25 protein-coding genes are annotated in these 26,221 nt (G+C 72.7%); 14 read left to right on the forward strand and 11 right to left on the reverse strand.

The genetic code is table 11. The features are described from left to right. Positions 1-51: 51 nt before the first annotated feature. The 4 genes from ACIA8N_RS29045 (at position 52) to ACIA8N_RS29060 (ending at position 2,805) form a co-directional block, all read left to right on the forward strand. Positions 52-717 carry a GntR family transcriptional regulator gene (locus ACIA8N_RS29045; RefSeq protein WP_365781267.1) on the forward strand — a complete coding sequence of 222 codons (666 nt, stop codon included), beginning with the start codon at positions 52-54 and terminating at the stop codon, positions 715-717. Positions 718-768: 51 nt separating this feature from the next. Beyond that, positions 769-1,335 (forward strand): 3'-5' exonuclease, encoded by a 567-nt coding sequence (locus ACIA8N_RS29050; protein ID WP_365781266.1) that lies wholly within the window; start codon positions 769-771, stop codon positions 1,333-1,335. 93 nt (positions 1,336-1,428) lie between these two features. Further along, a complete protein-coding gene (locus ACIA8N_RS29055) occupies positions 1,429-2,145 on the forward strand; it encodes a hypothetical protein (RefSeq protein ID WP_365781265.1) in 717 nt (238 codons plus the stop codon). 66 nt (positions 2,146-2,211) lie between these two features. Then, positions 2,212-2,805 carry a TetR/AcrR family transcriptional regulator gene (locus ACIA8N_RS29060; RefSeq protein WP_365781264.1) on the forward strand — a complete coding sequence of 198 codons (594 nt, stop codon included), beginning with the start codon at positions 2,212-2,214 and terminating at the stop codon, positions 2,803-2,805. Between the two features lie 65 nt (positions 2,806-2,870). On the opposite strand, the gene ACIA8N_RS29065 is transcribed toward ACIA8N_RS29060, so the two are convergent. Then, a complete protein-coding gene (locus ACIA8N_RS29065) occupies positions 2,871-3,533 on the reverse strand; it encodes a response regulator transcription factor (RefSeq protein ID WP_365781263.1) in 663 nt (220 codons plus the stop codon). Then, positions 3,508-4,680, reverse strand: a complete 1,173-nt coding sequence (locus tag ACIA8N_RS29070) for a histidine kinase (protein ID WP_365781262.1) — start codon at positions 4,678-4,680, stop codon at positions 3,508-3,510. Before ACIA8N_RS29070 ends, ACIA8N_RS29065 begins: the two co-directional genes overlap by 26 nt. A gap of 175 nt (positions 4,681-4,855) precedes the next feature. On the opposite strand from ACIA8N_RS29070, the gene ACIA8N_RS29075 reads away from it, so the two are divergent. Together ACIA8N_RS29075 and ACIA8N_RS29080 are read left to right on the forward strand one after the other, a co-directional pair. Then, on the forward strand, positions 4,856-7,165 hold the full coding sequence (locus tag ACIA8N_RS29075; protein ID WP_365781261.1) for an MMPL family transporter: 2,310 nt from the start codon (positions 4,856-4,858) through the stop codon (positions 7,163-7,165). Between the two features lie 69 nt (positions 7,166-7,234). Next, a complete protein-coding gene (locus ACIA8N_RS29080) occupies positions 7,235-9,298 on the forward strand; it encodes a discoidin domain-containing protein (protein ID WP_365781260.1) in 2,064 nt (687 codons plus the stop codon). A 99-nt stretch (positions 9,299-9,397) separates the two neighbouring features. Here the strand turns inward: ACIA8N_RS29080 and ACIA8N_RS29085 are convergent, their stop codons facing one another. Continuing rightward, positions 9,398-10,678 (reverse strand): YncE family protein, encoded by a 1,281-nt coding sequence (locus ACIA8N_RS29085; protein WP_365781259.1) that lies wholly within the window; start codon positions 10,676-10,678, stop codon positions 9,398-9,400. 177 nt (positions 10,679-10,855) lie between these two features. Between ACIA8N_RS29085 and ACIA8N_RS29090 the strand changes: the two genes are divergently transcribed. Next, the gene (locus tag ACIA8N_RS29090; RefSeq protein WP_365781258.1) at positions 10,856-11,581 is read left to right on the forward strand and encodes a CBS domain-containing protein; all 726 of its coding nucleotides are present in this window, start codon (positions 10,856-10,858) and stop codon (positions 11,579-11,581) included. 57 nt (positions 11,582-11,638) lie between these two features. Here the strand turns inward: ACIA8N_RS29090 and ACIA8N_RS29095 are convergent, their stop codons facing one another. Continuing rightward, entirely contained in the window at positions 11,639-11,938 is a 300-nt protein-coding gene (locus ACIA8N_RS29095) for a DUF1876 domain-containing protein (RefSeq protein ID WP_365781257.1), read from the reverse strand. A gap of 112 nt (positions 11,939-12,050) precedes the next feature. After that, entirely contained in the window at positions 12,051-13,013 is a 963-nt protein-coding gene (locus tag ACIA8N_RS29100) for an NADP-dependent oxidoreductase (RefSeq protein ID WP_365781256.1), read from the reverse strand. A gap of 132 nt (positions 13,014-13,145) precedes the next feature. On the opposite strand from ACIA8N_RS29100, the gene ACIA8N_RS29105 reads away from it, so the two are divergent. The 3 genes from ACIA8N_RS29105 to ACIA8N_RS29115 all read left to right on the forward strand — a co-directional run bounded on the left by ACIA8N_RS29105 (position 13,146) and on the right by ACIA8N_RS29115 (position 16,121). Next, positions 13,146-14,120 carry a helix-turn-helix domain-containing protein gene (locus tag ACIA8N_RS29105; protein WP_365781255.1) on the forward strand — a complete coding sequence of 325 codons (975 nt, stop codon included), beginning with the start codon at positions 13,146-13,148 and terminating at the stop codon, positions 14,118-14,120. 218 nt (positions 14,121-14,338) lie between these two features. Then, positions 14,339-15,034: a type 1 glutamine amidotransferase domain-containing protein gene (locus tag ACIA8N_RS29110; protein WP_365781254.1), complete on the forward strand. Its 696-nt coding sequence runs from the start codon at positions 14,339-14,341 to the stop codon at positions 15,032-15,034. Between the two features lie 127 nt (positions 15,035-15,161). Further along, a complete protein-coding gene (locus ACIA8N_RS29115) occupies positions 15,162-16,121 on the forward strand; it encodes a LysR family transcriptional regulator (protein ID WP_399416819.1) in 960 nt (319 codons plus the stop codon). On the opposite strand, the gene ACIA8N_RS29120 is transcribed toward ACIA8N_RS29115, so the two are convergent. After that, positions 16,043-18,205, reverse strand: coding sequence for an HAD-IC family P-type ATPase (locus ACIA8N_RS29120; protein WP_365781252.1), 2,163 nt, complete (start codon positions 18,203-18,205; stop codon positions 16,043-16,045). The two genes, ACIA8N_RS29115 and ACIA8N_RS29120, sit on opposite strands and share 79 nt — an antisense overlap. Positions 18,206-18,302: 97 nt before the next feature. Here ACIA8N_RS29120 and ACIA8N_RS29125 point away from each other — a divergent pair, with 97 nt between their 5' ends. Together ACIA8N_RS29125 and ACIA8N_RS29130 are read left to right on the forward strand one after the other, a co-directional pair. After that, positions 18,303-18,674 carry a metalloregulator ArsR/SmtB family transcription factor gene (locus ACIA8N_RS29125; RefSeq protein WP_365781251.1) on the forward strand — a complete coding sequence of 124 codons (372 nt, stop codon included), beginning with the start codon at positions 18,303-18,305 and terminating at the stop codon, positions 18,672-18,674. An 84-nt stretch (positions 18,675-18,758) separates the two neighbouring features. Then, positions 18,759-19,208 carry a protein kinase gene (locus ACIA8N_RS29130; protein ID WP_365781250.1) on the forward strand — a complete coding sequence of 150 codons (450 nt, stop codon included), beginning with the start codon at positions 18,759-18,761 and terminating at the stop codon, positions 19,206-19,208. Between the two features lie 131 nt (positions 19,209-19,339). On the opposite strand, the gene ACIA8N_RS29135 is transcribed toward ACIA8N_RS29130, so the two are convergent. The 3 genes from ACIA8N_RS29135 to ACIA8N_RS29145 all read right to left on the reverse strand — a co-directional run bounded on the left by ACIA8N_RS29135 (position 19,340) and on the right by ACIA8N_RS29145 (position 22,782). Continuing rightward, a complete protein-coding gene (locus tag ACIA8N_RS29135) occupies positions 19,340-20,602 on the reverse strand; it encodes a hypothetical protein (RefSeq protein ID WP_365781249.1) in 1,263 nt (420 codons plus the stop codon). 285 nt (positions 20,603-20,887) lie between these two features. Continuing rightward, positions 20,888-21,697, reverse strand: coding sequence for a VOC family protein (locus tag ACIA8N_RS29140; RefSeq protein ID WP_365781248.1), 810 nt, complete (start codon positions 21,695-21,697; stop codon positions 20,888-20,890). A gap of 80 nt (positions 21,698-21,777) precedes the next feature. After that, complete coding sequence (locus tag ACIA8N_RS29145) at positions 21,778-22,782, reverse strand: HTH domain-containing protein (RefSeq protein ID WP_365781247.1); 1,005 nt, start codon at positions 22,780-22,782, stop codon at positions 21,778-21,780. Positions 22,783-23,351: 569 nt separating this feature from the next. Here ACIA8N_RS29145 and ACIA8N_RS29150 point away from each other — a divergent pair. After that, a complete protein-coding gene (locus ACIA8N_RS29150) occupies positions 23,352-23,945 on the forward strand; it encodes a peptidase inhibitor family I36 protein (RefSeq protein ID WP_365781246.1) in 594 nt (197 codons plus the stop codon). A gap of 211 nt (positions 23,946-24,156) precedes the next feature. Further along, entirely contained in the window at positions 24,157-24,579 is a 423-nt protein-coding gene (locus ACIA8N_RS29155) for a YjbQ family protein (protein WP_365781245.1), read from the forward strand. 10 nt (positions 24,580-24,589) lie between these two features. Here the strand turns inward: ACIA8N_RS29155 and ACIA8N_RS29160 are convergent, their stop codons facing one another. Continuing rightward, a complete protein-coding gene (locus ACIA8N_RS29160; RefSeq protein WP_365781244.1) occupies positions 24,590-25,504 on the reverse strand; it encodes a PaaX family transcriptional regulator C-terminal domain-containing protein in 915 nt (304 codons plus the stop codon). Further along, positions 25,501-26,157 carry a GNAT family N-acetyltransferase gene (locus ACIA8N_RS29165; RefSeq protein WP_365781243.1) on the reverse strand — a complete coding sequence of 219 codons (657 nt, stop codon included), beginning with the start codon at positions 26,155-26,157 and terminating at the stop codon, positions 25,501-25,503. The genes ACIA8N_RS29160 and ACIA8N_RS29165 overlap by 4 nt, the downstream gene beginning before the upstream one ends. Positions 26,158-26,221 lie beyond the last annotated feature (64 nt).

The raw sequence follows: 26,221 nt of genomic DNA on the forward strand, positions 1-26,221 counted from the left end.
CGCGCGGCGATGCGCGGGTGGGCAATGTGAGGGAACGGAAGGTCACAGGCGATGAGCAGCGCGGTGCAGAAGAGGCGGCCGCAGACCGCCCAGCAGTTCGTCCTCGGGGAGCTGCGGCGCGCCATCACCAGCGGGGAGCTCAGGCCGGGCGACCAGATCCGTCAGGACGCCCTCGCCGCCCGGTTCGAGGTCAGCCGGGTGCCGCTGCGCGAGGCCCTGAAATCCCTGGAGGCCGAGGGACTGGTCGTCCATCACATCCACCGCGGCTACTTCGTTGCGGAGCTCTCGCTCGACGACCTGGAGGAGATCTACCGCATCCGGGAACTCCTGGAGACGGAGGCCGTGCGCACGGCCTTCGCGCGGATGCCGGAGGGCACGGTGGCCGCCCTGGAGCGGATCCAGCGCGAGGTGGAGCGGGCCGCGACGGAGGGCGACGTGCCGGGGATGGCCGCGGCGAACCGGCTCTTCCACTTCACCCTGATCGAGGCGTCGGGCATGCCGCGCCTGGTCCGCCTCATCACGACCCTGTGGGACTCCACCGACGCGTACCGCTCGCTCTACTACACCGAGGACCCGCACCGGAAGCAGGCGGTGCACGAGCACCGTGCCGTCATCTCCGCGCTGCGCCACGGTGACGAGGAGGCCGCGATCCGGTGGCTCGACGAGCACCGCGCCCACGCGGTGGCGGCACTGCGCCGGATCCTGGACCTGAACTGAGCCGCCGAATTCGGATGCGCGCGACGCAGGGCCGGTCCTAGTCTCCTCCCCATGCATCACGGGGGACTTGTCAACGTCGTCGACGTCGAGGCGACCTGCTGGGAGGGCCGGTCACCGCCCGGCGCCGTCAGCGAGATCATCGAGATCGGGTTGACGGTGGTGGACCTGGACGCGGGTGAGCGGGTCTCCCGGCACGGGATCCTGGTCAGGCCCGCCCGCTCGCGGGTCAGCGCGTTCTGCACCGACCTGACCGGACTCACCCAGGCGGAGGTCGACACCGGTCTGGACTTCGCCGACGCCTGCCGGCTGCTCGCCGGCACGTACGGGGCCGGGATGCGCCCGTGGGCGAGCTGGGGCGACTACGACCGCAACCAGTTCACCCGCCAGTGCCGGGCCACCGGCACTCCGTACCCCTTCGGGCGGCACCACACCAACGCCAAGGCGGTCTTCACCGAGGCGTACGGGCTTCCCAAGCGCCCTGGGATGGCGCGGGCCCTGGAGTTCGCCGGGCTGCCGCTGGAGGGCCGGCACCACCGCGGGGAGGACGACGCCTGGAACATCGCGGCCCTGGTCCTGCGGCTCGCGGACCGTGGCGCCTGGCCCACGCCGTCGCAGTGACCGCGCTGGGAGCGCAACCGCACCGCGGGAACGGCGCGTCTTCGACCCTGCCGGCCGGTGAGCGGGCGGCGGAACGCACAAGGGGGACCCGCGGTGGAGAACAAGCCCGGAAGACGGACCGCACGCGCCAAGCTGCTGATCGCCGCCCTCGCCCTGGCGTCGGTGGGCGTGGGATGCCAGGACACGGGAGGCGCGGGAGAGGGCTCGGCGCCCGGCAAACCCGGCGCCTCCTCGACGCCGCCGTCGCCGGCGGCGTCGAAGAAGCCGGTCAAGCCGTCGCCTGCCAAGTCGACGAACCCGGCCGAGCCGGAGGAGCCCGGCGAGGACGCCGCGGGCGCCCTCACCTGTGACCAGCTGCGGAACGCCCAGTTGCAGGGCCCGTCCCTGCGGCTGCCCGACGCCCCCGAGGGGACCATCGCCTTCACCGACGGCCGGTGGGAGGGGGACGGTGTGGTGATCGAGCTCCAGCCGCAGTGCGGCATCGGGGACGTGACGGGTGACCCGGCGGCGGACGCCGTGGCGGCCGTCAAGGTCACCACGGGCGGTACGGGCCGCTTCTACGGCCTCGTCACCTGGCGCAACGAGGCCGGGACCCCCGTGCCGGCGGCCGCCGCCTCGCTCGGCGACCGCACACCCGTGGTGTCGATCGACGCCTCCTCGCCCGCCGCGCGGCAGGTGACCGTCGTCTACCTGACCCGTGGGGACGCCGAGCCGGCCGCCGTCGTGACGATCCGGCGCACCGCCGTCTACCGGGTCGTGGAGCCCGCCATGACCGAACTGCGGCACAGCGACGCCCCGTACACCCCCTGACGTCGTCCCGGCATCCGTTCCCGCGCACGGATTCGCCTACCCTTGCGCCGGACGCGAGGAGGAACCATGGGACGGATGCCGTCGGCCCAACGACGCAGGCAGCTGGTCGAGGCGGCGATCAGGGCGATGACCAGGGACGGTGTCGCCAGGACCACCACGCGGTCGATCTGCGCCGAGGCGGGTGTCTCGCTGAGCGTGTTCCACTACTGCTTCGACTCCAAGCAGGCCCTCCTGGAGGCCGCGATCGAGACCATCACCGACAACTACGTGGCGCGGGTGATGTCGGCGGTCGAGCCGGGGGCCACGCTGCGGGAGACCGTGCGGAGGGCGCTCCAGACGTACTGGGACCATGTCACGGCCCACCCCGGCGAGCACATGCTGACCTACGACCTCACCCAGTACGCCCTGCGGGAGCCCGGGTTCGAGCATCTGGCGCGCGCCCAGTACGAGCAGTACGTGGTGTCGGCGGGCGCTTTGGTCGAGCAGGTCCGGACGATGCGGGGGTTCGAGCCGAAGGTGCCCGTGGAGACGATCGCGCGGTACCTGGCGGCGGCGATCGACGGTCTCACGCTCCAGTTCCTGGTCCTCGGTGACGCGGAAGCGGCGGCCGGACAGCTCGACCTGACGGCTGATCAGCTGGTGCTCCTGATCGAAGGGTGACCAGGGCGCGTATCGAGTCGTGACCACCGGGTGGTCCTGGTGAGGTCTTCGATCCGGCACCCGGCTCAGGTTCCGGGGAGGATACGGCGCGTTTCGTAGGCCCACATCGCGATCTCGACCCGGTTGCGGGCGCCGAGCTTGGCCATCAGGCTGGCCAGATGCGTCTTCACCGTGCTGAGGCTGATGTGCAGTGCATCGGCGATCTCGGTGTTGGTCAGCCCGCGAGCGACGGCGAGGAGCACCTGCTCCTCGCGGGCGGTGACGGGGGAGACCGGCTGGGCCAGGGGCCGGCCGGCGGGCAGGTCAGCGAATGCCTGGAGCAGACGGACGGTGACGCTGGGCGCGATGAGCGCCTCACCGTCGGACGCCGACCGTACGGCCTGCGCCAGAAGGTCCGGTCCCGTGTCCTTGAGGAGGAATCCGCGGGCGCCGGCACGCAGTGAGCCGTAGACGTACTCGTCGAGGTCGAACGTGGTGATGACGACCACGGCCAGCGGGTCGGCGACGCCCGGGCCGGCGACCAGCCGGGTGGCCTCGAGCCCGTCGAGTACGGGCATGCGGATGTCGAACAGGCAGACGTCGGGGCGTAGTTCGCGGGCAAGACGTACCGCTTCCCGCCCGTCGGCGGCCTCGCCGACCACCTCGATGCCGGGCTGGGCGTTCAGAATGATCCGCAACCCGGTGCGGATGATCGTCTGGTCGTCAGCGACGAGGACGCGAATGGACACCGCTCTCGCTCCTCGCTCTCGGCAGTTCGGCTTCGACATGCCAGCCCCGGTCGGTACCCGGGCCGGCTCGTAGTGTGCCGCCGAGCAGCGTCGCTCGCTCGCGCAGTCCGGTAAGTCCGTATCCGTCACGGCCCCGGCCGGTGCGCCGGCCGTTGTCGCGCACGCTCACCCGTACCGTCTGCCGTTCCGCGGCGACCCGAACGACGAGCTCGGTCGCGTCGACCGCATGGCGCAGCGCGTTGGTCACCGACTCCTGCACGATCCGGTAGACGGCCGCGTCCACGGCCGGGGGCAGCGCGTCCAGTTCGCCGTCGAGCCCCAGGTCGACCCTGAGGCGACCACCCGGGGTGCGCACCAGGCGCTCCAGATCCGCGACTCCGGCAGGGGGCGCCAGCTCGGCGCCGACCCCGCGGTCGCGCAGCGTGGCAACCATGGCGCGCATTTCCTCCAGCGTGCGCGCCCCTTCCTCCTCGACCTCCTCCAGCGCCTCGGCGGCGGCGGACGGGTCGGTCCCCGCGAGCACCCGGCCCGCCTGGGCGATGATCACCATGGCCGACACGTGATGGGCCACCGTGTCGTGCAGTTCCCGGGCGAGCTGCTCGCGCTCGCGGGAGCGCACCTGCTCCAACTGCCGCTCGCGAGCGGTCACCCGGAACCGCACGGCAGCCCCGACCACGCCGGGCAGCAGCAGGAAGGCCAAGCCCACGACCTTCTCGACGACCGGGGTCCCGTCCGTGACGACACACAGCGCGCCGACCGCGAGGATCACCGCTCCGCCCAGCACGATCTCGCGTCCCGATCCCCACCGGGGCAGCGCGTACACCAGCACGAGCACGACCGCGCCGGTGTACAGGCCGACGGGCTCGCGCGGTGCGGCGACGAGCGAGGCCAGCGGAAGCAGGCTTATCGAGCCGAACGCCAGCGTCACCATCGCCAGCGGGCGGGTCCGGCGCCACAGGGGCAGCAGGCACAGCGATACGGCGAGCACCACCGCCACCGGCCGCCACACGACGTTCTCGCGCAGGGTGGCCTCCAGCGCCACACCGGCAAGGCCCGCGGCGAGCAGCGCCCAGTCCCGCCGCACCCGGGCGGGCGCGTCGGGCGGCCGGGGTTCGGTCCACAGGGTTCGCAGGTCGTCTCGGAGCACGGTTCTCAGCCTAGGGACCCTGGCGTGCCGCGCATCGGCCGAAAGGACGGGTCGTCACTCCGCCCCGGGGCCGACGGATCCGCGGCCCGCGGGCCGATGCCGCGGGGCGCCGCGGCGACGACCCTCGGCATCGGCGGCCGTACAAGGACGGCCGACGAGGTGGTTGGAGGACCCGATGCTCTCGAAAGCCCTGTTGCGCCTGGGCGCAGGCGCCGCCCGCCGTCCCTGGCGGGTGATCGCGGCATGGCTGGTCGCCGCCACGCTCGCGGTCCTCGCCGCCGTCGCCTTCGGCGGGCGGACCGCGGACTCGATGACCGCTCCGGGACTGGACTCCCGCCGGGCCGCGGAACTGATCGAGCGGGCAGGCACCGGCCAGGAGGGGATGACCGCCCACGTGGTCGTCACCCCCCTCGACGACGGCGCGACGTTCTTCGACGACGACGGCGCGCGCACCGCTCTCACGCGGCTGCGGGCCGAGGTGGAGCGGCTGCCGCACGTGCTCGGCACGAGCGACCCGGCGGGGGCGCTCGACGCGGGCGGGGACACCGCCGTGCGCGGCGGCCTCGTTTCGGCCGACGGGCGGATCGCGGTCGTCCGGGTGCAGTACCCCGACCAGAGCCGGCTGTCGGCCGAAGACCTCGACGCCCTCGTCGGTCTCGGCGACCGGCTGCGCGCCGAGCTGCCGCTGCGCATCGAGATGGGCGGGAACCTCTTCTACGCCTTCTCCGACCCCGACGGCGGCGCGAGCGAGCTGATCGGCCTCCTCGCCGCGGCCGCGATCCTGTTCCTGGCGTTCGGTTCGCTCGTCGCCGCCGCGCTGCCGATCGGCATGGCGGTCTTCGGGCTGACCGTCGGGGTCGCCACGATGACGGTGCTGGCGGGGGTGACGGAGGTCCCCACCTTCGCACCGGTCCTGGGCAGCATGGTCGGGCTCGGAGTGGGCATCGACTACGCGCTGTTCGTGCTCGCCAGGCACCGGGAGTACCTCGCGTGCGGGCTCGATCCGCAGGCGGCGGCCGGACGGGCGGTGGCAACTGCGGGGCGGCCGGTGGTCTTCGCCGGCGGCACCGTCGTCGTGTCGATCCTCGGCCTGGCGGTCGCGAACGTGCCGTTCATGACGGTGGGCGGGGTCGCCGTCTCGATCGTCGTCCTGACGATGGTGCTCGCGTCGGTGACGCTGCTGCCGGCCTTCCTCGGCGCGGCGGGCCCGCGGCTGGGCGGGGCCGGCCGGATCGGCCGGGCTCTGCGGACCAGGAGGCCGGCCCGACTCGCACGGCGGCGGGACCCGGCGGAAGGCCCCGCCCACGCCGCCGGGTGGCGTCGCTGGATCGGGCACGTCAGCCGGCACCCGGTGCCGTACGCGGTCGGCGCCGCGGCGCTGCTGCTGACGGCGACGCTGCCCGTGCTCGGCCTGCGCGTCGGCCTGCCCGACGACGGCTCACTGCCCCACAGCCGTACCGAGCGCCGGGCCTACGACCTCGTCGCCGAGGGATTCGGCCAGGGAACCAACGGTCCCCTCGTCATCGCCGCGGACCCCACCGGTGATCCGGGAGTGCTGGACCGGCTCGTCGGGGCGGTCGCGGCGGATCCGGGCATCGCGTCCGTCGCGCCGACGCACATCGATCGTGCCACCGGCATCGCGACCCTCGTGGTGTTCCCGACCACCAGCCCTCAGGACAAGGCCACGGCCGACACCATCGCCCGGCTGCGCACCGACGTGCTGCCCACGGCGATCGGGCACGGCCCGGCCAGGGCCCACATCGGCGGCGCCGCCGCGAGCCTGTCCGACGTGGGCCGACGCACCAGCCAACGCCTGCCGGTGATCGTCGCCGCCGTGCTGGCGATGTCGTTCCTGCTGCTGATGCTGGTCTTCCGCTCGATACTCGTACCGCTGAAGGCGGTACTGCTGAATCTGCTGAGCATCGGCGCGGCCTACGGCATCATGGTCGCGGTCTTCCAGTGGGGCTGGGGAGGCGCACTCATCGGGCTGGAAGCGACGGTTCCGATCGTGTCGTTCATCCCGACCTTCCTCTTCGCCATCCTGTTCGGCCTGTCGATGGACTACGAGGTGTTCCTCCTCTCCCGCGTACGCGAGGAGTACCTGCGCACCGGCGACAACGGCACGGCGATCGTCGAGGGCGTCTCGGGCACCGCCCGGATCATCACCTCGGCGGCCCTCATCATGGTGGCGGTCTTCCTGTCCTTCGCCGTCGCCGAGGACCCCTCCACCAAGATGTTCGGGCTCGGCCTGGCCACCGCGATCTTCATCGACGCCACGGTCGTACGCATGGTGCTGGTACCGGCGACCATGACACTCCTCGGCCGGGCCAACTGGTGGCTGCCGAGGTGGCTGGACCGGATCCTTCCCCGCGGCCAGGTCGGCACCGACGACACCGACGCGGGATCCACGGGTGAGGCCCCGCGTCCACGGCGGGACGGGCGGGGCCGCGCCTCCGTCAACAGGTCATCTGTCCCGGACTCTTGACTCACTGCACCGACACCGCGATCCTCGGGGCGCCCGGTACACCCCCACCGACCGGAGGCATCGCTGACCATGACTCGACACCATTCACGCGGGACCGGCGGCAGATCCGCCCTCCTCGCGCTGTTCCTCGCCCTCGCCGCCGTCCTCTTCGGCTCCGGTCCCGTCCCCGCGGCGGGAGCCGACGGCGGCTGGTGGGAGCCCACGTCACGGCCCGCGCCCGACTCGCGGATCAACGTCACGGGCGCGCCGTTCACCGGAACGGACGCGCAGGGCAAGGTGCGCGGCTTCGTCGACGCGCACAACCACCTGATGTCCGACGAGGGCTTCGGCGGCCGGCTGATCTGCGGCCGGACCTTCTCCGCGGGCGGCGCCCCCGAGGCGCTCAAGGACTGTCCCGAGCACTACCCGGACGGTTCCGGAGCGCTGTTCGAGAACATCACCGGCGGCGCCGACGGCCACCACGACCCGGTGGGCTGGCCGACGTTCAAGGACTGGCCGGCCCACAACTCCCTGACCCACCAGCAGAACTACTACGCGTGGGTGGAGCGGGCCTGGCGCGGCGGGCAGCGGGTGCTCGTCAACGACCTGGTGACGAACGGCCTGATCTGCTCGATCCTGCCCCGGGACCGGAGCTGCGACGAGATGACGTCGATCCGCCTACAGGCCCGCAAGACGTACGAGCTCCAGGACTACGTCGACGGGATGTACGGCGGCCCGGGCAAGGGCTGGTTCCGCATCGTCACCTCCGCCGCGCAGGCGCGCTCGGTGGTCGAGCAGGGCAAGCTCGCGGTCGTCCTGGGCGTGGAGACCTCGGAGCCGTTCGGCTGCAAGCAGATCCTCGACGTCGCCCAGTGCGGCAAGGAGGACATCGACCGCGGCCTCGACGAGCTGTACGGGCTCGGGGTGCGCAGCATGTTCCTGTGCCACAAGTTCGACAACGCGCTGTGCGGGGTCCGCTTCGACTCGGGGGCCATCGGGACGGCGGTCAACATCGGCCAGTTCCTCTCGACGGGCACGTTCTGGGCGACGGAGAAGTGCGCGGGCCCGCAGCGCGACAACCCGATCGGGCTGGCGGCCGCCCCGGTGATGGCCGCCAAGCTGCCGGCCGGGGTGAGCGTCCCCTCGTACGCCTCCGACGCGCAGTGCAACACCCGCGGCCTGAGCCGGCTGGGCGAGCACGCGCTGCGGGGCATGATCGACCGCGGCATGATGCTGGAGCTCGACCACATGAGCGTCAAGGCGGCCGGGCGGGCGCTCGACATCCTGGAGTCCGAGGAGTACCCGGGCGTCCTCTCCACCCACAGCTGGATGGACCTGGACTGGACCGAGCGGCTCTACCGCCTGGGCGGTTTCGTCGCGCAGTACATGCACGGCGCGGAGGGCTTCATCGGGGAGGCCGCGCAGAAGGCGGACCTTCGCGCCACGTACGGCGTCGGCCTCGGCTACGGCACGGACATGAACGGGGTCGGCGGCTGGCCGGGTCCGGTCGGTGCCGACGCGCCGAACGCGGTGAAGTACCCCTTCCGCAGCTTCGACGGCGGTGCGGTGATCGACCGTCAGGTGACGGGCGAGCGCACGTGGGACCTCAACACCGACGGCGCCGCGCACAACGGGATGGTGCCGGACTGGATCGAGCAGATCAGGCTCAGCGGCGGCCAGGAAGTCGTGGACGAGCTGGCCGGCGGCGCGGAGTCGTACCTCACCACGTGGGGGGCGACCGAGAAGCACGAGCCCGGTGTCAACCTGGCCGCGGGCGCGCCCGCTTCGGCCAGTTCCTCGGAGTGGCACCCGTTCACGAGCTACGCCCCGGGCCGCGCCGTCGACGGCGACGTGGGCACCCGCTGGGCCAGTGACTGGTCGGACGGCCAGTGGCTGGGCGTGGACCTCGGGGCCGTGCGCCGGGTCGGCCGGGTCACCCTCGACTGGGAGCGCGCGTACGCGCGCCAGTACCGGATCGAGGTGTCGGAGAACGGCACGGACTGGCGGACGGTGTGGTCCACGGACGCCGGGGACGGCGGGTACGACACGGCGGAGTTCGCTTCGACGTCGGCCCGGTACGTCCGGATCCACGGCGAGCGGCGGGCGACCCAGTGGGGCTACTCGCTCTACGAGCTCGCGGTCCACAGGGCCTGAGGGGTCTGCGGGCCTGAGGGGCCTGTAGGCCTCCGGAGGCTGAACGGGAGCGGGGCCGGACGGATCGACGGGCGATCCGTCCGGCCCCGCTCCCGCCGCTCAGCCCCCCTCCACTCCCGTCCAGTCGGCGGGGATCCGGGCGAGCCGTACGCGCTGCGGGTGGTCGCCGACCTCCACGGAGGCCACGCGCCGGCCGGTGGAGAAGTCGATCGCGGTCACCCGGTCGGTGCCGCTCTCGGAGACCACGCAGGACCGTCCGTCGCCGCTCACGGTCGCCCAGTACGGCTTGGAGGCCTCGACGAGCGGGCCCTCCTGGAGCGTGGCGCGGTCGACGACCGTGACGTAGTCGTCCATCGTTCCCGCGACGCAGAGCTTGGTGCCGTCGGGACTGATCGAGAGGCCGTGATGGCGCGAGTCGTTGACCCAGGTGGTGCGGTCGGGGTCGGTCGCCGGGTTGCCGGGGAGGGCCTTCGCCCGGGTGATCCGGTCGGTGGCGATGTCGTACTCCAGGAGGCCGTTGTGGAAGGAGACCTGGAAGTAGAGCTTCTTCTCGTCCGGGCTGAAGACGAGCGGGCGCACGGCGTCGGAGAGGTCGCCGCGCCCGAAGGCGTCGAGGCGTTCCCGCATGTCGATGACACGGACGGTCTCGAAGGTGCGGGCGTCGACGACGGTGATACGGCGGTCGCCCTTGGTCCAGTCGAGCCAGGGGGCGTCGAGGGCGGTGGTGACCTCGCCGATGGACATGTTCCACAGGAGCCCGTCGGAGGTGAAGACGTTCTCGTGCGGTTTGTCGCCTGTCTTGAAGGAGCCGAGCTGGCGGCCGGTGGCGATGTCGAGGACGTGGACGGTGTTCGCCGTGGAGGCGGAGACCGCGACCCGGTTGCCGTCGGGGGAGACGGCCATGTGGTCGGCGCGGTAACCCGCTACGGGGAAGCGCCAGTTGACGCGTCCCGTACGCAGGTCGAGGGAGACGACATCGGCGAAGCTGGGTCGGGAGACGACCATGGCAGAGCCGTCGGGGGTCGCGTACATGTCGTCGACGAACTGGTCGTGCCCCTCCCCCGGCCCGCTGCGGACGCCGAGGAAGAAGGCGAGTTTGACGGGGTTCAGATAGATCTCCCGGAGGCGTTCCTCCTTGTCGGGGATCACGTTCAGGCGGCCGATGCGGTGGAAGTCGCCCCGGGAGGCGATGACGTCGGCCGTTCCGTCCCAGTTGTTGCCGACGAACATCGCCTCGCGCAGCTCCGTGGACGCCGGCCCCTCGGGGGCGGCGGAACCGGTGCCACCGGCGGTGGCGACGAAGGCGAGGGCGACCGCGACGGCGGTGGCGAGGCGGTGGGTGCGGAGCCGGCGGGTGGCGGGCGTACGGGAAGGGGGCATGCGGGGGTCCTTCTTCCGACTGGCAGGGGCGGCGCGGAGCGGCGGCTTACCCGAAGTAACCATGTACATGTCAATTCCTGCAAGCCCTTCTCACGCCTCGCGCTTCTCTCCCTCGTCCCGATCGGCCACCCCGTGGGAGATCATGGGATCCGGAACCCCGAAGGGACGGAACCGACGATGAGGCACCGCAGTGTCGCCGACCTGATGACGCCGACCGCGGTGGCGGTGCAGCCCGGGACGTCGTTCAAGGAGATCGCGCGACTCCTCGACGAGTACGGCATCACCGCCGTCCCCGTGGTCGACGAGGAGAACCGGCCCGTGGGAGTGGTCTCCGAGGCGGACCTGCTGCGGCGCCACACGGAGAAGGACGGGCCGAGCACCGCGGAGGCCATGATGTCGAGCCCCGTCGTGACGGCCCGGCCCTCGTGGACGGCCGTCGAGGCGGCCCGGCTGATGGAACGGCACCGGGTGAAGCGGCTGCCGGTGGTGGACGCGGACGGGCGGCTGATCGGAGTGCTCAGCCGGAGCGATCTGCTCCAGCTGTTCCTGCGCAGGGACCGTTCGATCCAGGAGGAGATCCGCGAGGACGTGGTCGTCCGCATCCTGCGCCTCTCCCCCGCCGCCGTGCACATCGACGTCGACGAGGGCAGGGTCACGCTCAGCGGCGCCCTGGACCGCCCGGGGCTCGGCCCGATCCTGGTCCGGCTGTGCGAGACGGTGGACGGGGTGGTGGAGGTCGAGGACCGGCTGACGTACGAGCCGGGGGGCGGGGACGACGGGGGCGGAGGCGCGGACGGGCCGGGGGGCGCGGACGGGCAGGACGGCGCGGACGGGCCGGGAGGCGGCGCCGGGCCCGGGCCCCTCCTCGGCGGAGACGCTCCGCCGCCGCCCGCGGCCGGCTGACGCGGTGGGGCCCGGCGGGCCACACCCCGCCGGGCCCCGCCTCGGGTGGCGGTCCCGTCAGGAGACCGCCTCCGGCCAGCCGTATCCGGGGCCGGTGTGCTGGGGTACGGTCCCCGCGCCCACCGCCTCCATCTCCCGGTTGGCCTCCCGCATGAGCTTTCCGGCCAGGTCCTTCATCGCCCGGCTCGCGGCGAGCTCGTCACCGATCGCCGGTACGTCCACGTCCGACGGGTTGCACCGGGCGGATCCGTGGCCCGTGAGGGTCGAGGTGCCGGTGCTGAGCCGCGCCTCGGCGCTGGTCCTGCCGCTCTCCTCGACCAGTTCGACGCCGACCGTCCATTCCAGGGTGCGCGTCATGGTCCGCCTCCTCGCACACAGGGCCACGCGGACCGGGGCGCGGCCCCTTCTCCGATATCTCCAGGATCCACCGCCCGGGGCCTGGACGCACGGGGAGTCGGGCTTCGACGGGTCAGGCCGAGTCGCCGTTCACGACGAGGACGATCTTGCCCGTGGTGCGGCCGGTCTCGCCGTGGGTGTGTGCCTTGGCCGCGTCGGCCAGCGGGAAGACCGCCTCGACGTGGGCGCGCAGGGCGCCCGACCGCACGAGGTCCGCGACGGCGTTCATGCCCGCGTGGTCGGCCTCCACGAGGTGGGTCTCCACGCGTACGCCCCGCGCGGCGGCCTTCGCCGCCTCGTCCGGGTCGGTTCCCGGCAGCAGGGAGACGAGGGTCCCGCCGGGGCGCAGGACGTCGAGCGACCGGACGCGGGTGTCGCCGGAGAGCGTGTCCAGGACCATGTCGATGTCGTGGACCACCTCGGCGAAGTCGACCGAGCGGTAGTCGACGACCTCGTCCGCGCCGAGGGAGCGCACGAAGTCGTGCTTGGGGGCGCTCGCGGTGCCGATGACGTAGGCGCCGCGGGCCTTGGCGATCTGGACGGCGACGTGGCCGACTCCGCCGGCGGCGGCGTGGACGAGGACGCGCTGACCGGGGCCGACCGCGGCGATGTCGACGATCGCCTGGTACGCGGTGAGGGCGGCGAGCGGCAGGGCGCCGGCCTGGACGTGGTCGATGTCGGCGGGCTTGTGCGCGAAGGCGCGGGCGGGCCCGGTCACGTACTCGGCGTGGGAGCCGACGCCGTCCGGGTAGGGCAGCATCCCGAAGACCTCGTCGCCCGGCTTGAACACGGTCACCCCGAAGCCGACGGCCTCGACGACGCCGGAGACGTCCCAGCCGAGGACGAGCGGCAGACGGTCGAGGAACAGGCCGGCGGAGCGGTGCTTCCAGTCGGTCGGATTGACGCCGGCCGCGTGGACGGCGACGAGGATCTGGCTCGGACCCGGCACGGGCCGGGGCAGCGTGACCTCCGTCAGCACCTCGGGGGTGCCGTGGGTGTCCTGGCTGATGGCGCGCATGGTGGCGTGGTTGGTCATGCGTTCAGCCTCGCCTTCCGGGCGGCCCCGGACCATGGCATGATTGCCATCTTTCGACGAGATCGTGCCAGCGGGTGGATCGGGTTCGCGTCGCTCGCGAGATCGCCGGCCGTCACGGAAAGGGTCAGTGCCATGGGAGATGCCCATCGTGTCGTCGTGCTCGCCCTGGACGGGGTGTATCCCTTCGAACTCGGCATCCCCAGCCGGGTCTTCGGATCGGCGGGCGGGCGCTACGAGGTCCTCACGTGTTCGGTGGACGGCCTGCCCGTCCGGACCAACGCCGACTTCTCGGTGACCGTCGCGCATGGGCCCGAGGTGCTGCGTACGGCCGACACGGTCCTGCTGCCGCCTTTCGACACCGCGCTCATCTCCCGCGAGCTGCCGCCGGGGTTCGCCGAGGCGCTGGCCTCCGTACCCGCCGGGGCGCGGCTCGTGTCCATCTGCACCGGGGCGTTCCTCCTCGCCTCCGCGGGGCTGCTCGACGGGCGGCCCGCCACGACCCACTGGGCGCTCGCGGAGGTCTTCCAGTCGTGGTTCCCGAAGGTGGCGCTCGACCCGGACGTGCTCTTCGTCGACGACGGCGACGTCCTGACGTCCGCGGGCGCCGGCTCGGGGGTGGACGTCTGCCTGCATCTCGTACGGAAGGACCACGGCGCCGCCGTCGCGAACCAGGTGGCGCGGATGTGCGTCGTACCGCCGTGGCGGGACGGCGGGCAGGCCCAGTACATCGAGCGGCCCGTGCCCGAGACGACGGCGAGCGGAACCTCGGCGACCCGCCAGTGGGCGCTGGAGAACCTGCGGGAACCGCTCGCCCTGAGCGAGCTCGCCGATCACGCCCGGATGAGCCTGCGGACGTTCGCCCGCCGGTTCAACGAGGAGGTCGGCATGAGCCCGGGGCGTTGGCTGATCCAGCAGCGGGTGGCCCGCGCCCGGCAGCTGCTCGAATCCACCGACCTCCCGGTGGACGACATCGCGGGGGAGGTCGGCTTCGCCACCGGGACCTCGCTGCGCCAGCACCTCCATGCCGCCATCGGGGTCACTCCGCTCGCCTACCGGCGTACCTTCCGCGGCAGGGTGGGGGCGGCGGCGTGGGCGGCGGAGGACTGAGTCTTTCCGCAGGCGGGAGGCGTGCGCCTGGTCCCCGGATATTCCCGGGAACCCATCGGACTTCCCATGGCAGCCATTGGATTCCTCATTGGAAAGGCTTCCGGATCGGGACTACGTTCGAGGACATCGCCACACCGACGGCCTCGGACCGAGACGCCGGGTGTGCGACGACCTCGCTTCGGGCCGGCCCCTGGCCCGTACCTCCCGGGAGAACCCACATGCCCAAGATCCTTTTCGTGATGACCGGCGCCGACCACTGGACCCTGGCCGACGGTACGAAGCACCCGACCGGCTTCTGGGCCGAGGAGGCCGTCGCCCCGTACGAGGCGTTCACTGCCGCCGGGTACGAGGTCGTCGTCGCCACCCCCGGCGGTGTCGTGCCCACCGTCGACAAGAGCAGTCTCGCCCCGGAGGTCAACGGCGGTCAGGAGGGCGCCGACAAGGTCGCCGCCGCGCTCGGCTCGTTCATCGCGCTCCAGCGTCCGGTCCGTCTCGACGGCGTGGACCTCGCCGACTACGCGGCCGTCTTCTACCCGGGCGGCCACGGCCCCATGGAGGACCTCGCCGTCGACGCGACCTCGGGCCGGCTGCTGACCGAGGCGCTGCGTTCCGGACGGCCGCTGGCGGTCGTCTGCCACGGCCCGGCCGCGCTTCTCGCCGCCACGGACGCCGACGGCGTGAACGCCTTCGCCGGCTACCGCGTCGCCGCCTTCACCAACGACGAGGAGACCCAGTCCGGTTTCGCCGACAAGGCGAAGTGGCTCCTGGAGAGCCGTCTCGTCGAGGCCGGCGTCGACGTCCAGGTGGGCGAGCCGTGGGCGCCGAACGTCGTCGTCGACCGCAACCTCATCACCGGCCAGAACCCCGCCTCCTCCGCCCCGCTCGCCGCCGAGGTCCTCAAGACCCTGCGCTGACGGTCGCCGCCCGGCCACTGCCCGCACGGCTGCGGCCCGGGTGCCGCCGCCCCGGCCCCGGCACCGGCACCGGCACCGGGGCGCCCTTCCGCCGTCCGCGCCATCAGGGAAGCCGTAGTCTTGCGAGGTGAGGCATACGGATTCCGATGGTTCGGCCGGCGGCGGTACGCGACCGCCGAGGGCGGCGGCGCCCGTGGCGGACCTGAATCTGCTGCGTACCTTCCTCGCGGTGTACCGCTCCGGCTCGTTCACCGCCGCCGCCGGTCTCCTGGGGCTCTCCCAGCCCACCGTGACCACCCAGATCCGCTCCCTGGAGCGGCAGACGGGCCGGGAGCTGTTCGAGCGCCTGCCGCGCGGCGTCGCCCCGACCCCGGTCGCCCACGACCTCGCGGCCCGCGTCGCCGCACCGCTCGACGCGCTCGCCGCCTCGGCCGGCCAGGACGGCGCGGCACAGGAGCGGACCGCCCCCGTCCATCTGGCGGGCCCCGCCGAACTGCTCTGCACCCGCGTCCTCCCGGCCCTGGCCCCGCTGGCGGCGGAAGGAGTACGGCTCCGCGTCACCCCGGGCCTGACGGAGCCCCTCCTCGACGAACTGCGCGCGGGGCGCCATGACCTGGTGATCGCGACCTTCCGGCCGCGCGGGCGGGCCCTGACGGCCGTACCGCTGATGGACGAGGAGTTCGTGCTGGTCGCCGCACCCGCCTGGGCCGAACTCCTCGGGGCGCGGCCCGGCGAGGAGTGGCCGGCCGCGCTGCTCGGCGTCCCGCTGGTCACGTACGCGGAGGATCTGCCGATCGCCCGCCGCTACTGGCGGCACGTCTTCGGTGCCCGGCTGTCCCGCTCCGCCGCCGTGACCGTGCCCGACCTGCGCGGCGTCCTGGCGGCGGTGGTCGCGGGGGCCGGCTTCACCGTCCTGCCGCGCTACCTCTGCGAGGCCGAACTGTCCTCCGGCGCCCTCGTGGTCCTCCACCGTCCGGACGACCCGCCCATCAACACGGCCTACCTCGCTCAGCGCCCGGGCCGGGCGACCGGTTCCGATGTCGCGCGCGTCCGCGACGCGCTGGTCGAGGCGGGCCGCGCCTGGTGATCCGCGTCGGCGGTGGCGCGCCGCCAGGCGGCCTCGCGGAGCAGGCGCAGGCCGTTGAGCCCGACGAGGACGGTGGAGCCCTCGTGGCCGAGGACGCCGAGAGGTAGCGGCAGGGTGCCCAGGAGGTCCCACAGCACCAGGGCGGTGATGAACACGCCCGCGACGACGAGGTTCTGCACGACGAGTCCGCGGGCGCGCCGGGAGAGCGCGACGACCGCGGGGACGGTGGCGAGTTCGTCGCGGACGATCACCGCGTCCGCGGTCTCCAGGGCCAGGTCGGAGCCGGCGCGTCCCATGGCGATGCCGGTGTGGGCGGCGGCCAGGGCGGGCGCGTCGTTGACGCCGTCGCCGATCACCAGGACCTTGCGTCCGGCCTTCTCCTGGTCCCGGACGGCGGCGACCTTGTCCTGGGGCAGGAGTCCGGCGCGAACGTCGGTGATGCCGACGTCGGCGGCCAGGCGGGCGGCCGCGCGCGGGTTGTCGCCGGTGAGGAGCATCGGCGGGGTGCCGGTCAGGCCGGTGAGGGCGGCGACGGTCGCGGCGGCGTCCGGGCGCAGCCGGTCGGCGATGCCGAGGACACCGGCCGGTACGCCGTTCACCCGGACCAGTACGGCGGTGTGGCCCTCTGTCTCCAGGTCGCCCGCCACGGCGGCGGCGCGGGTGGAGAACGCGTCCTCGGCCCCGTCCAGGAGCCGGGCGGGCGCGCCGACCTCGACCAGTCGGCCGCCGACGGTGGCGGTGACGCCGAGGCCGGGTGTGGAGCCGAAGTCCAGTGCGGGAGCCGGCTGGTGGCCGCGCTCGTGGGCGGCCTGCACGATCGCGCGGGCGAGCGGGTGCTCGCTGGGGTGCTCGGCGGCGGCGGCGAGGGCGAGCAGCTGGTCCTGGGCGGCACCGCTCTCGTAGGGCTCGTGCTCGATCTCGTACGGCTCGTGCCCGATCTCGTACGACCCGCGCTCACGCTCGTACGACTCGTGCTCACGCTCGCGCTCGTACTGAGGGGAACCCGGTGCGTTCAGGACGCGGACGGCCGTGACGCGCGGGGTGCCCTCGGTCAGCGTGCCGGTCTTGTCCATGGCCACCGCGTCGACCTGTCCGAGGCGCTCCATCACCACGGCGGACTTCACGAGCACGCCGTGCCGGCCGGCGTTCGCGAGGGCGGAGAGCAGCGGCGGCATGGTGGCGAGGACCACGGCGCACGGCGAGGCGACGATCATGAAGGTCATCGCGCGCAGCAGGGCGGAGGTCAGCTCCGCGCCGAACGCCAGGGGGACGAGGAAGACGGCCAGGGTGGCCGCGACCATGCCGAGCGAGTACCGCTGTTCGACCTTCTCGATGAACAGTTGGGTGGGGGCCTTGGTCTCCGAGGCCTCCTCCACCATCCGTACGATCCGGGCGATCACGGAGTCGGAGGCGTCCCGCTCGACCACGACCCGCAGCACGCCGGTGCCGTTGAGGGTGCCGGCGAAGACCTCGTCGCCGGCACCCTTGACGACGGGCAGGGGTTCGCCGGTGATGGTGGCCTGGTCGACCTCGCTCGCCCCTTCGGTGACGCGGCCGTCGGCACCGACCCGTTCGCCGGGGCGGATGAGGATGACGTCCCCGACGACGAGGTCGCCGGTCGGCACGCCCTCCTCCGTGCCGTCGCCGCGGAGCCGGGTCGCGGTGGTCGGGGCGAGGTCGAGCAGTCCGCGGACGGAGTCGGCGGTACGGGCGGTGGCGAGCGCCTCCAGGGCGCCGGAGGTCGCGAAGATGACGATGAGGAGTGCCCCGTCGAGGACCTGCCCGATGGACGCGGCACCGAGGGCGGCGACCACCATCAGGAGATCGACGTCCAGAGTCTTGTCCTTGAGGGCCTTCAGGCCCTCCCATGCCGGTTCCCATCCGCCGGTGACGTAGGTGGCGGCGAAGAGCGGGCCCCATGCCCACGCCGGGGCGCCCAGGAGGTCCAGGGGAAGGCCGATCAGGAACAGCACCAGGGCGGCCAGGGCCCAGCGGGCCTCGGGGAGCGCCAGGACGCGGGTGCGGCGCCGCGCGGGCGCCGGGCCGGCGGAGGCCGGGGCGGGCTTGGTCAGTGTGGAGGCCATGACAGAGGGAGTCCTTCACGGGGAGGAGTCGTACACCGCCACCGTACAGGAATACTTGAACATCCATTCATGTATCGGTTTCCGTAGGATGGCACCCATGGGCCACGGAGTGAACGCACCGGACAGCAGCACGACCCCGCGCACCCGCCTGACCAGCGAGAACGCACAGCAGGTCGCGACCACCCTGCAGGCGCTGTCCACGCCGTCACGGCTCCTGATCCTCGCCCGCCTCCGCGAGGGGCCCTGCGCGGCGACCGAACTGGCGGCCGCCGTCGGCATGGAACAGTCCGCCTGCTCCCACCAGCTCCGCCTGCTGCGCAACCTGGGCCTCGTCACCGGCACCCGCGAGGGCCGCTCCGTCGTCTACGCACTCCACGACGACCACGTCGCCGGCCTCCTCGACCAGGCCCTGTACCACGTGGAACACCTCCGCCTCGGCGTGACGGACACGGCCACCGGGGCGAGTTGACGCACCCCGACCCCGTGCGGCCGCCCGCCCACGAGGCTAGGCCGGCCGTCGGCAACGACGGCGACGAGGTCTGGGGGGACGGTCGTGGCGCAGGGGGCGCGATCGGGCCAGGTGATCGGCGGCCGTTACCGGCTGGTCTCCGAGCTCCGCTCCGGAGGGTTCGGGCGGGCCTGGAAGGCACGCGACGAGACCCTGCGCATCGACGTCGCGGTCAAGGAGTCATGGCTGTTCCCCATGATGTCCGAGACCGAACGCGCACAGCGGCCGGCCCGGGCCGCCCGTGAAGCACGCAACGCCGCCCGGCTGCGCGACCACCCGAACATCGTCGGGGTCCACGACGTCGTCATCGAGGACCGGCTCCCCTGGATCGTCATGCAGTTGGTCGACGGCTGCTCACTGGAGGAGCGCCTCGACACCAGGGACCCCTGTCGGCGGAGGAGACCGCGGGTCTCGCCGCGAAGGGGTCTCGCCGTTCCGTCGTGGCACCCCCACCGGCTGCCTCTCCGCCGTCCTCTCAGCGCCCCCGCCGGCTAGGGGGTGTCTCTCGGATCGGGCCCGAGCAGCCGCGCCCGTGCGGCCGGGGCGTGAAGTACCACCATGCGAAGGCCGGTTCACTGTACGTCCGTGAACCGGCCTTCGCGTCAGCTGTGCGGCGGGCGGGCGCGTCAGGCGTTGCCCTCCGCGCCGGTCGGCCTGGTGTGGCGGACCAGGGCCGAGCCGGCCATGGCAAGGACAGCCGCGGCACACAGCAGGGTGATCGCCTTCGCCGCGGAGAACGTGGAGCCGAGGCTGCTGTTCAGCAGATCGACGCTCCGTGCGCTCGCGAGCGCGTGGAGCGCGATGAGCCCGACGGCTAGGCCCGCGGCGGCGGCCCAGACGATCATGGTGTCCCGTACCGCGAGCCATACGCCGCAGACCAGACAGAGCACGGTGACGACCACGGACAGGGTCTCCGCCTGGCCGCCCGTCCGCATTCCGGCGAGGTCCGTGGGCAGCTGGATGAAGCCGCAGACGATGAGCGCGACGGCCGTCGGCCAGCGGAGCGCCGACCGGAGGGCCGGGGAGACCGTGTGGCTGCCGGGCCCCGCGGCCAAGGCGCCGTCCAGGGCCGACCTGGGGCTTTTCGCAGACCCTCGCGTTCGTTTCGGGGAGGCGCTGACGACCGGGACGCCGCCCTTGGCGGCCTCCACACGCCCGTCCTCGCCACCGCCGGCCGGCCGCCCCTTTGCGCCGTCCCCGCCGACGGTGGAGCGCCAGTCTCTGCTGTCGGCACCGAGGATGCTCACCAGCTGCACGACGTCGTCGATCGGCCGGCCCACGGCCGCGGCGCGCAGCGTGGTCTCGGCCTGCTGGAGGTCGTACCCCGACTCGTAGAGCAGCGCGAGCAGTTGCCGCACCTCTTCCAGAGGGCGGGAGACGGCGGCGGCGCGCAGCGCCACGTCGGCGGGGCTGGACAGCTGGCCGGTCTGCTTGAGCCGGGCGACAAGGGCGGCGACCTCCTCCACCGGACGTTCGGTCGCGGCGGTCGACAGGAGGGTACGTATCGCCTCGTCGCCGGACTCGGCCGGGGCGTCCGGGGCGTCCGGCTCCTCGGGGGCGGCCTTCGGCTCCACGGCGGACTCGGGCGTCTCGGGCGCGGCCGGTACCGCGTCCTCGGGCGTCGCCTGCAGGGCGTCCTCGGGCGCGGTCCGTACGACATCCTCGGGCGCGGTCCGTACGACGACCTCGGGCGCCGCCGGCATGGCCTCGCCGGTCGTCGTCCGTGCGGCCTCGGCGGGAGACGGGGTGGGCGGGGCTGGGGTATACGGCGTACTGGGAGCCGCGTGCGGGGGTACGGCGGCGAACCTGGCGTCCGGCGCCTTGGCGGACCCGGCTGTCCGCTCGTTCTCGTGTTTCGCCGGATTGGAATTGAAGAGGTCGGGGGTCATGTCGCGGGCTCCGTTCGTGGAACATCCGGTAGGCGTCCACCGTGTCTGTCTCGTGTTGCGCCATCACACGCACACTTGATTACTAATAGTGCGCATTTTGTGACACTGCGCCATCCGAGATGGTCGCGGCTGAGCCGATCGGGCGATAAGGGCCGTCAGACCGGACTGCCGCCACGGTCCGCGGAAGCGGCACGGCCCAGCGACCGATACGCTCCCGCGCCCTCAGAGCCGAAAAGGGTCCCCTCCCGCGGGAGTCCCGCGGGAGGGGACCCTGGGTTCCCGGAATCAGCTCTCCGACGGGGTGAGCACCACGAAGTCGGCGTTCGACGGGTCGAGGCAGACCGCCAGGCGGCCGACGCCTTCCGCGTCCTCCGGCCCCATCTGCACGCTGCCCCCGTTCTCGGTGACCTTGGCGACCGTGGCGTCGCAGTCCGCGACGGCGAAGACCGGGTGCCAGTACGGTCGCCCGTTCGTCAGCGCGAGGTCCTCCTTGCGCAGCTCCATGAGGCCACCGTGCATGCGCTCCTCGGGAAGCCCGGCGGGCGTGATGAGGGAGTACGTGCCTCCGCCTCCGGGCGCCGGCATGTCGGTGAACCGCCAGCCGAGGATGGTGCCGTAGAACTCCTTCGCGGACGCGGCGTCGCTCGTGTACAGCTCGGTCCAGGACAGCGAGCCCGGCTGGTCCACGAGGTCGACGCCCTTGTTCGTACCGGGCTGCCAGACGGCGAACTCGCCCCCCATCGGGTCGCTGTACTGCGCCATCCGGCCCCACTCGTCGAGGTCCCTCGGCGGCACCCGCACCCTGCCGCCCCCGTTCCGCACGGCCCGGGTCGTGGCGTCCGCGTCGGTGACGCAGTAGTAGATCATCCAGGCAGAGCGTGCGCCCGCCTCGGTGAGCTTGCCGAGCCCGGCGACGACCTTGCCGTCCTTCCGGAACATCCCGCCTTCCATCTCCTCCCCCTCCCTTTGCCCCTCCCCCATGGATTCGTACTCCCACCCCAGCACCGCGCCGTAGAACGCCGCGGCGGCCGGGACGTCCGGGGCGCCGAGGTCCAGCCAACAGGGGGAGCCGGCGACGAAGTCAGTGGTGATCACAGCGATTCCCTTTCGCAGATCAGGTGTCACCTCAGCGTGACACCGGGCATCGACACGTGCCCGTCGGCCGGTCCCCCGTGTCAGGCCGGAGGGTGGACCTCGTGCACCAGGGCGGCTCCCAGGGGCGTGCGGCTGTGCCGCACGGAGGCGCCCCGCCGCTCCGTCACGACGAGACCCGCCGCGCGCAGTGCGGCGGCGTGGCGGCTCGCCGCCGTGGTCGAGACGTGGAGACGTGCCGCGAGCGTGGTGGTGCTGTGGCTGGTGGCGAGCGAGCGCAGTACCGCGGCGCGGGTGGCTCCGAGCAGTTCGTCCAGGGCCGTGGCTCCCGGGCCGGTGGCGGCGGTCTCGGGTATCCATAAGGGATCACGCGCTACCGGGTAGACCAGGACCGGCGGAAGCTCGGGCAGGGCGAGCGTGATGGGGTGGTCGTGACCGAAGAAGCTGGGAATGAGCGTCAGGCCGCGGCCCTCCAGGTGGAGGTCACGCTCGACGGAGTAGTCGACTTCGAGGACGGGCGGGTTCCAGCGGGACGTGGGGCCGAGACGGGCCAGTAGGCTCTCGCTCCCGTACTCGTGGAGGTCACGCACCCGGTGCTGGACGTCGTGGTGGACCCGGACCGCGGACACGGCGGTGTGCGGAGCCACCGCGACGTCGTAGTAGCGGCGCAGCCCCGTGCCGAGCCGGCGCAGGGCGGGGACTCTGCCCGACGCGATCTCGTCGAGCCATGCCGACGGTCGGGGCCGGCCGGCGGCGAGCCGGTCGATGTCGGCGCGAAGCCGGTCCCTGCTGGTGGAGAGCACCATGTCGATGCCCGCGTTCAGCACGGTCTCGGCGCCGTTGCCGCCGACGGGAGTGAGGAAGTCCGGGAAGTACGAGGTGCGCGGGGCCAACGCGGTGAGCATGCGGACCTCGTGGCCTGAGCCGGCGGCGGCCAGCGCGGTGCGCGTGCGACGGCACCACGGGCCGAAGAAGGGGTCGGGCCGGACCAACTGGTGCAGACTCAGTACCGTTTCCCACAGGGCGTCAGGTTGCCGGGCGAGCCGGATCCGCCCGAGGTCCTCGCCGGTGAAGTGGATGCGAAGCATGTTTTCCCCGCTTTCCTCCGATGGAACGCACCGCTGCTCTTCGCAGGGTGCCCAGAGGCGGATCGGGATTGCGAAGCGGCGCACCGACCGCCGGCGCCGGCCGTCGAGCCCGCCGCTCCGGGCCGTGACGGGCGGATAGCGGATAGGGCCAGGGCCGAGAAGTCGGCTATCTGCCGTGCTGCGGGACGGCTGCCTGCGGTGGGCCGAGGTGGACCTCGCGTCGGCGACCGCGCGCGTCACCGGTCAGTTCATGACCGCGGCCTCGACGGGCGACTTGCAAGGGCTGCGGGCGCTGCTCGCGAAGGACGCCACCCTCACGGCGGTCGGCGGACAGCGGCCGTGGACGTCTCCAGAGCGGTGCCGTAGCACAAGAACCCTTCCGATGCACCGGAATCGCGTTAATTCGGGAGCGCTTTCGCCTACCGGCGCCCGGCGGGCAACGTAGTCCGCGACGTCCCCCGCTCTGCGCGAGAGGGCGCACGGCCGGCGGGGTGCCCGGCCGCAGGGGATGAGCTCAGCGTGTACAGCGCTCCACCCAGAGTTCCACGACCAGAAGGGACACGATTCCTGTGCGTACGAGAACAAAGCTGGCAGTCGCTCTTTCCGCGAGCGCCCTGGCCGTCTTCGGGATGGCCGGTCCGACCTCCGCCGCGCCCACGCTCGACAGGACGATCGCGGCCCAGGCGGAGCGTGCCGGCCTCGACCGGAGCGAGGTCGCCGAACTGCAGAGGCAGATCGACAGGCAGATGGCCGTCACCCCGGGTGGCGAACAGATCGGCGTCAACCAAGTCGCCTGGCGTGGCGGCAAGGCGGTCATGACGTTCCCGCTGCCGGGCGAGAAGCAGGCCCGCGCCGTCGACGAGCCCGTCGGAACGCTCGGCACGGCGAACTGCAGCTACCTCTGGACCTGCCTCTACGAACACGACAACTACGACGGGCGTCGGCTGACCTGGTCGGACTGCGCCTTCGTCAACCTCTCCAGCTGGGACTTCATCGACAAGACGTCGTCCTGGCACAACAACCAGAGCAGCGGCACCGTGACCAGGGTCTACAACTGGACCGGCAGCTCCTGGTCGCAGCTCTGGGCCTCCACCGCCCCGTCGAGGAGCTCCTACGTGGGCAACACGAACAACGACAAGGCGGACGGCATCCGCGTCTGCTGACCTGACGCGGGCCTCTACCGCACTCCCCGGGAGGCCGCTCACCTGACCTGTGCCCCACGGTCCTCGCCACCTGCCGACGGCAGCCCTGCCGGTGGTGGCGAGGACCGCGGTTCAGTCGGGTGGCGGGGCTGCCCGCCGCCCGATGTCCGTTGGCCCCGTTCTCAGGGCGTGTGGACTTTGAGCGGACCGCCCGGTCGGCCACCATGGGTTCATGAGCCACGGATTCGAGACCCGCACCCTGGACGTCACCACCGGCACAGCAGAGACGGTCTACGACCTGACCCAGGAGTGTGCCTCCTTCCTGGCGGAGGTCGCGCAGGGCCGGGACGGACTTCTGAACGTCTTCGTACCGCACGCGACCATGGGCGTGGCGCTGATCGAGACCGGCGCGGGCAGCGACGACGATCTGCTGACCGCTCTGCACCATCTGCTGCCCGCCGACGAACGGTGGCAGCACCGCCACGGAAGCCGGGGGCACGGCCGCGATCACGTGATGCCCGCCATCGTCCCGCCCCACGCGACCCTTCCCGTGGTCGGCGGCGAACTGGCGCTCGGCACCTGGCAGTCGGTGTGCCTGGTGGACACGAACAAGGACAACCCGGAACGCCAGGTGCGGCTGAGCTTCCTGGGGTAGCGCCGGCTGCTCACGTGTCCAGCGCGTCGGCGTACAGCGTGAACAGGCGCAGCTCGGAGGTGTCGGGGGCGCTGCCGGTCGCCCGGGCCTCGCGGAGGTGTCTCCAGCAGTCGGCGGCCAGGCGGCGGGCCCGGCCGCCCGGCCAGGGAGCGGGCAGGAGTTCGGGCGGCAGGAGGGGGTCGGGGGTCATGGCCGCGGTGAAGAGGGCGGCGAGTTCGACGGCCGTCGTGAGCCGCACGGCATCCGACGGCGCGGGCCCCTGAGTGAGCCGGGCGAGGCGGGACTCGGCGAAGGACGCGAGCTGCCGGTGCCGGGCGGCGATCTCCTCCAGGGGCCACAGCGCGGCGGCCAGGCCCCGGGGGTCGGTAATCCTCCCGATCCGCAGGTCCGTGGTGGTCAGGCAGGTGAGGCTGTCGAGGACGCCGAGGTGGTGGGCCTGCGATTCGACGAGGTCCGTGACGGGGTTGGCGGTGACGTACAGGCCGCTCTGGAGGGGTGCGGCGCCGAGGTGGAGGAGGCCTTCGCGCAGGGTGTCGCGGGCGGCGCGACGGGATTCGGGGATGGCGAAGCCGAACAGGTGCCATGTGCCGTCCCACGGGGCGAGCCCGGCGTCCTGCCGGTAGGCGTGGCGGACGTAGGCGGCGTCCGGTGCCAGGGAGCCGGTGACGTCGGCGACGGCGCGGAGAGTGGCTTTGCGCCCCCGGCCTTCCTGGGTGAAACGACCCTCGTCGACGAGGCGTTTGACGCACAGCCGCACCTGCTGGTCGGTCATGTACAGAAGAGCGGCGACGGTGTAGAGCTCGCCCGCGTCCACGGTGCCGTCCTCGCGCACGAGAGCGTGGACGAGCAGCCGGGTGGGGATGTCCGGCGCGCCGGACCCGCCCACGGCAGGGTCGGTGGCGTGGTCGGGGGTTCTGGTGCTCATCGTGCCTCTCTCACGCCCGGCGCGTCCGCTCGGGTGACCTGGCGATGCATGGTCGTGACGGCGCTGAAGCCCAGCAGACCGCGCAGGTACGGGGTCTGCTCGGTGCGGACGGCGGTGAAGCCGTGCCGTTCGTACAGTGCCTTGGCGCGGGGGTTGACGTCGATGACGTCCAGCCGGATCCGCCGGCAGCCGTGCTCGGCGGCGAGCGCCGCCATCTCCCGCAGCAGCAGGCTACCGATGCCGGAACCGCGGTGCGCCGCCTCCACGGCGATCCCGTCCATGACGAGTTCGCCCTGGGCGGGTTCCCGCTCGAAGAGGGTGAGGATCGCCAGCCGAGGCAGGCCGCGGAACAGGCCGTAGGTCGACAGCACGTCCTTCACGCCGCCGCCGGTGAGCGCGCGGCCGCCGAGCTGGTACCCCGCCACGCCGACCACCCGGCCGTCCGCCAGCGCGGTGACACCCCGGTCGTGGTGCAGATGGGCCGCGATGAACGCCCGCCCCACCTCGGGTGGGTTGAGCGCCGCGCCGAGCTTGCGGCCGAACGCCTCCCAGTAGAGCGCCGCCACCCGCTCCTCGCCGCCCTCGGGAATCCCCCGGCGCACGACCGGCCGCCCGCCTTCCGCCGCGTGGGCCGTTCCCTCTGCCGTCTCCATGCCACCCCTTCCGTATGACCGACGCACCCTTCTCGATCGAGTGTAATACGCTCACTTCACATAC

The organism is Streptomyces sp. NPDC051822 (assembly GCF_044452745.1).
Lineage (GTDB): Bacteria > Actinomycetota > Actinomycetes > Streptomycetales > Streptomycetaceae > Streptomyces.

Excerpts from the sequence above, each read along its gene's own strand:
- ACIA8N_RS29045 (WP_365781267.1), top strand. The coding sequence starts at position 52 with ATGAGCAGCGCGGTGCAGAAGAGGCGGCCGCAGACCGCCCAGCAGTTC.
- ACIA8N_RS29050 (WP_365781266.1), top strand. The coding sequence starts at position 769 with ATGCATCACGGGGGACTTGTCAACGTCGTCGACGTCGAGGCGACCTGC.
- ACIA8N_RS29060 (WP_365781264.1), top strand. The coding sequence starts at position 2,212 with ATGGGACGGATGCCGTCGGCCCAACGACGCAGGCAGCTGGTCGAGGCG.
- ACIA8N_RS29075 (WP_365781261.1), top strand. The coding sequence starts at position 4,856 with ATGCTCTCGAAAGCCCTGTTGCGCCTGGGCGCAGGCGCCGCCCGCCGT.
- ACIA8N_RS29080 (WP_365781260.1), top strand. The coding sequence starts at position 7,235 with ATGACTCGACACCATTCACGCGGGACCGGCGGCAGATCCGCCCTCCTC.
- ACIA8N_RS29085 (WP_365781259.1), bottom strand. The coding sequence starts at position 10,678 with ATGCCCCCTTCCCGTACGCCCGCCACCCGCCGGCTCCGCACCCACCGC.
- ACIA8N_RS29090 (WP_365781258.1), top strand. The coding sequence starts at position 10,856 with ATGAGGCACCGCAGTGTCGCCGACCTGATGACGCCGACCGCGGTGGCG.
- ACIA8N_RS29095 (WP_365781257.1), bottom strand. The coding sequence starts at position 11,938 with ATGACGCGCACCCTGGAATGGACGGTCGGCGTCGAACTGGTCGAGGAG.
- ACIA8N_RS29100 (WP_365781256.1), bottom strand. The coding sequence starts at position 13,013 with ATGACCAACCACGCCACCATGCGCGCCATCAGCCAGGACACCCACGGC.
- ACIA8N_RS29105 (WP_365781255.1), top strand. The coding sequence starts at position 13,146 with ATGGGAGATGCCCATCGTGTCGTCGTGCTCGCCCTGGACGGGGTGTAT.
- ACIA8N_RS29110 (WP_365781254.1), top strand. The coding sequence starts at position 14,339 with ATGCCCAAGATCCTTTTCGTGATGACCGGCGCCGACCACTGGACCCTG.
- ACIA8N_RS29120 (WP_365781252.1), bottom strand. The coding sequence starts at position 18,205 with ATGGCCTCCACACTGACCAAGCCCGCCCCGGCCTCCGCCGGCCCGGCG.
- ACIA8N_RS29125 (WP_365781251.1), top strand. The coding sequence starts at position 18,303 with ATGGGCCACGGAGTGAACGCACCGGACAGCAGCACGACCCCGCGCACC.
- ACIA8N_RS29135 (WP_365781249.1), bottom strand. The coding sequence starts at position 20,602 with ATGACCCCCGACCTCTTCAATTCCAATCCGGCGAAACACGAGAACGAG.
- ACIA8N_RS29145 (WP_365781247.1), bottom strand. The coding sequence starts at position 22,782 with ATGCTTCGCATCCACTTCACCGGCGAGGACCTCGGGCGGATCCGGCTC.
- ACIA8N_RS29155 (WP_365781245.1), top strand. The coding sequence starts at position 24,157 with ATGAGCCACGGATTCGAGACCCGCACCCTGGACGTCACCACCGGCACA.
- ACIA8N_RS29160 (WP_365781244.1), bottom strand. The coding sequence starts at position 25,504 with ATGAGCACCAGAACCCCCGACCACGCCACCGACCCTGCCGTGGGCGGG.
- ACIA8N_RS29165 (WP_365781243.1), bottom strand. The coding sequence starts at position 26,157 with ATGGAGACGGCAGAGGGAACGGCCCACGCGGCGGAAGGCGGGCGGCCG.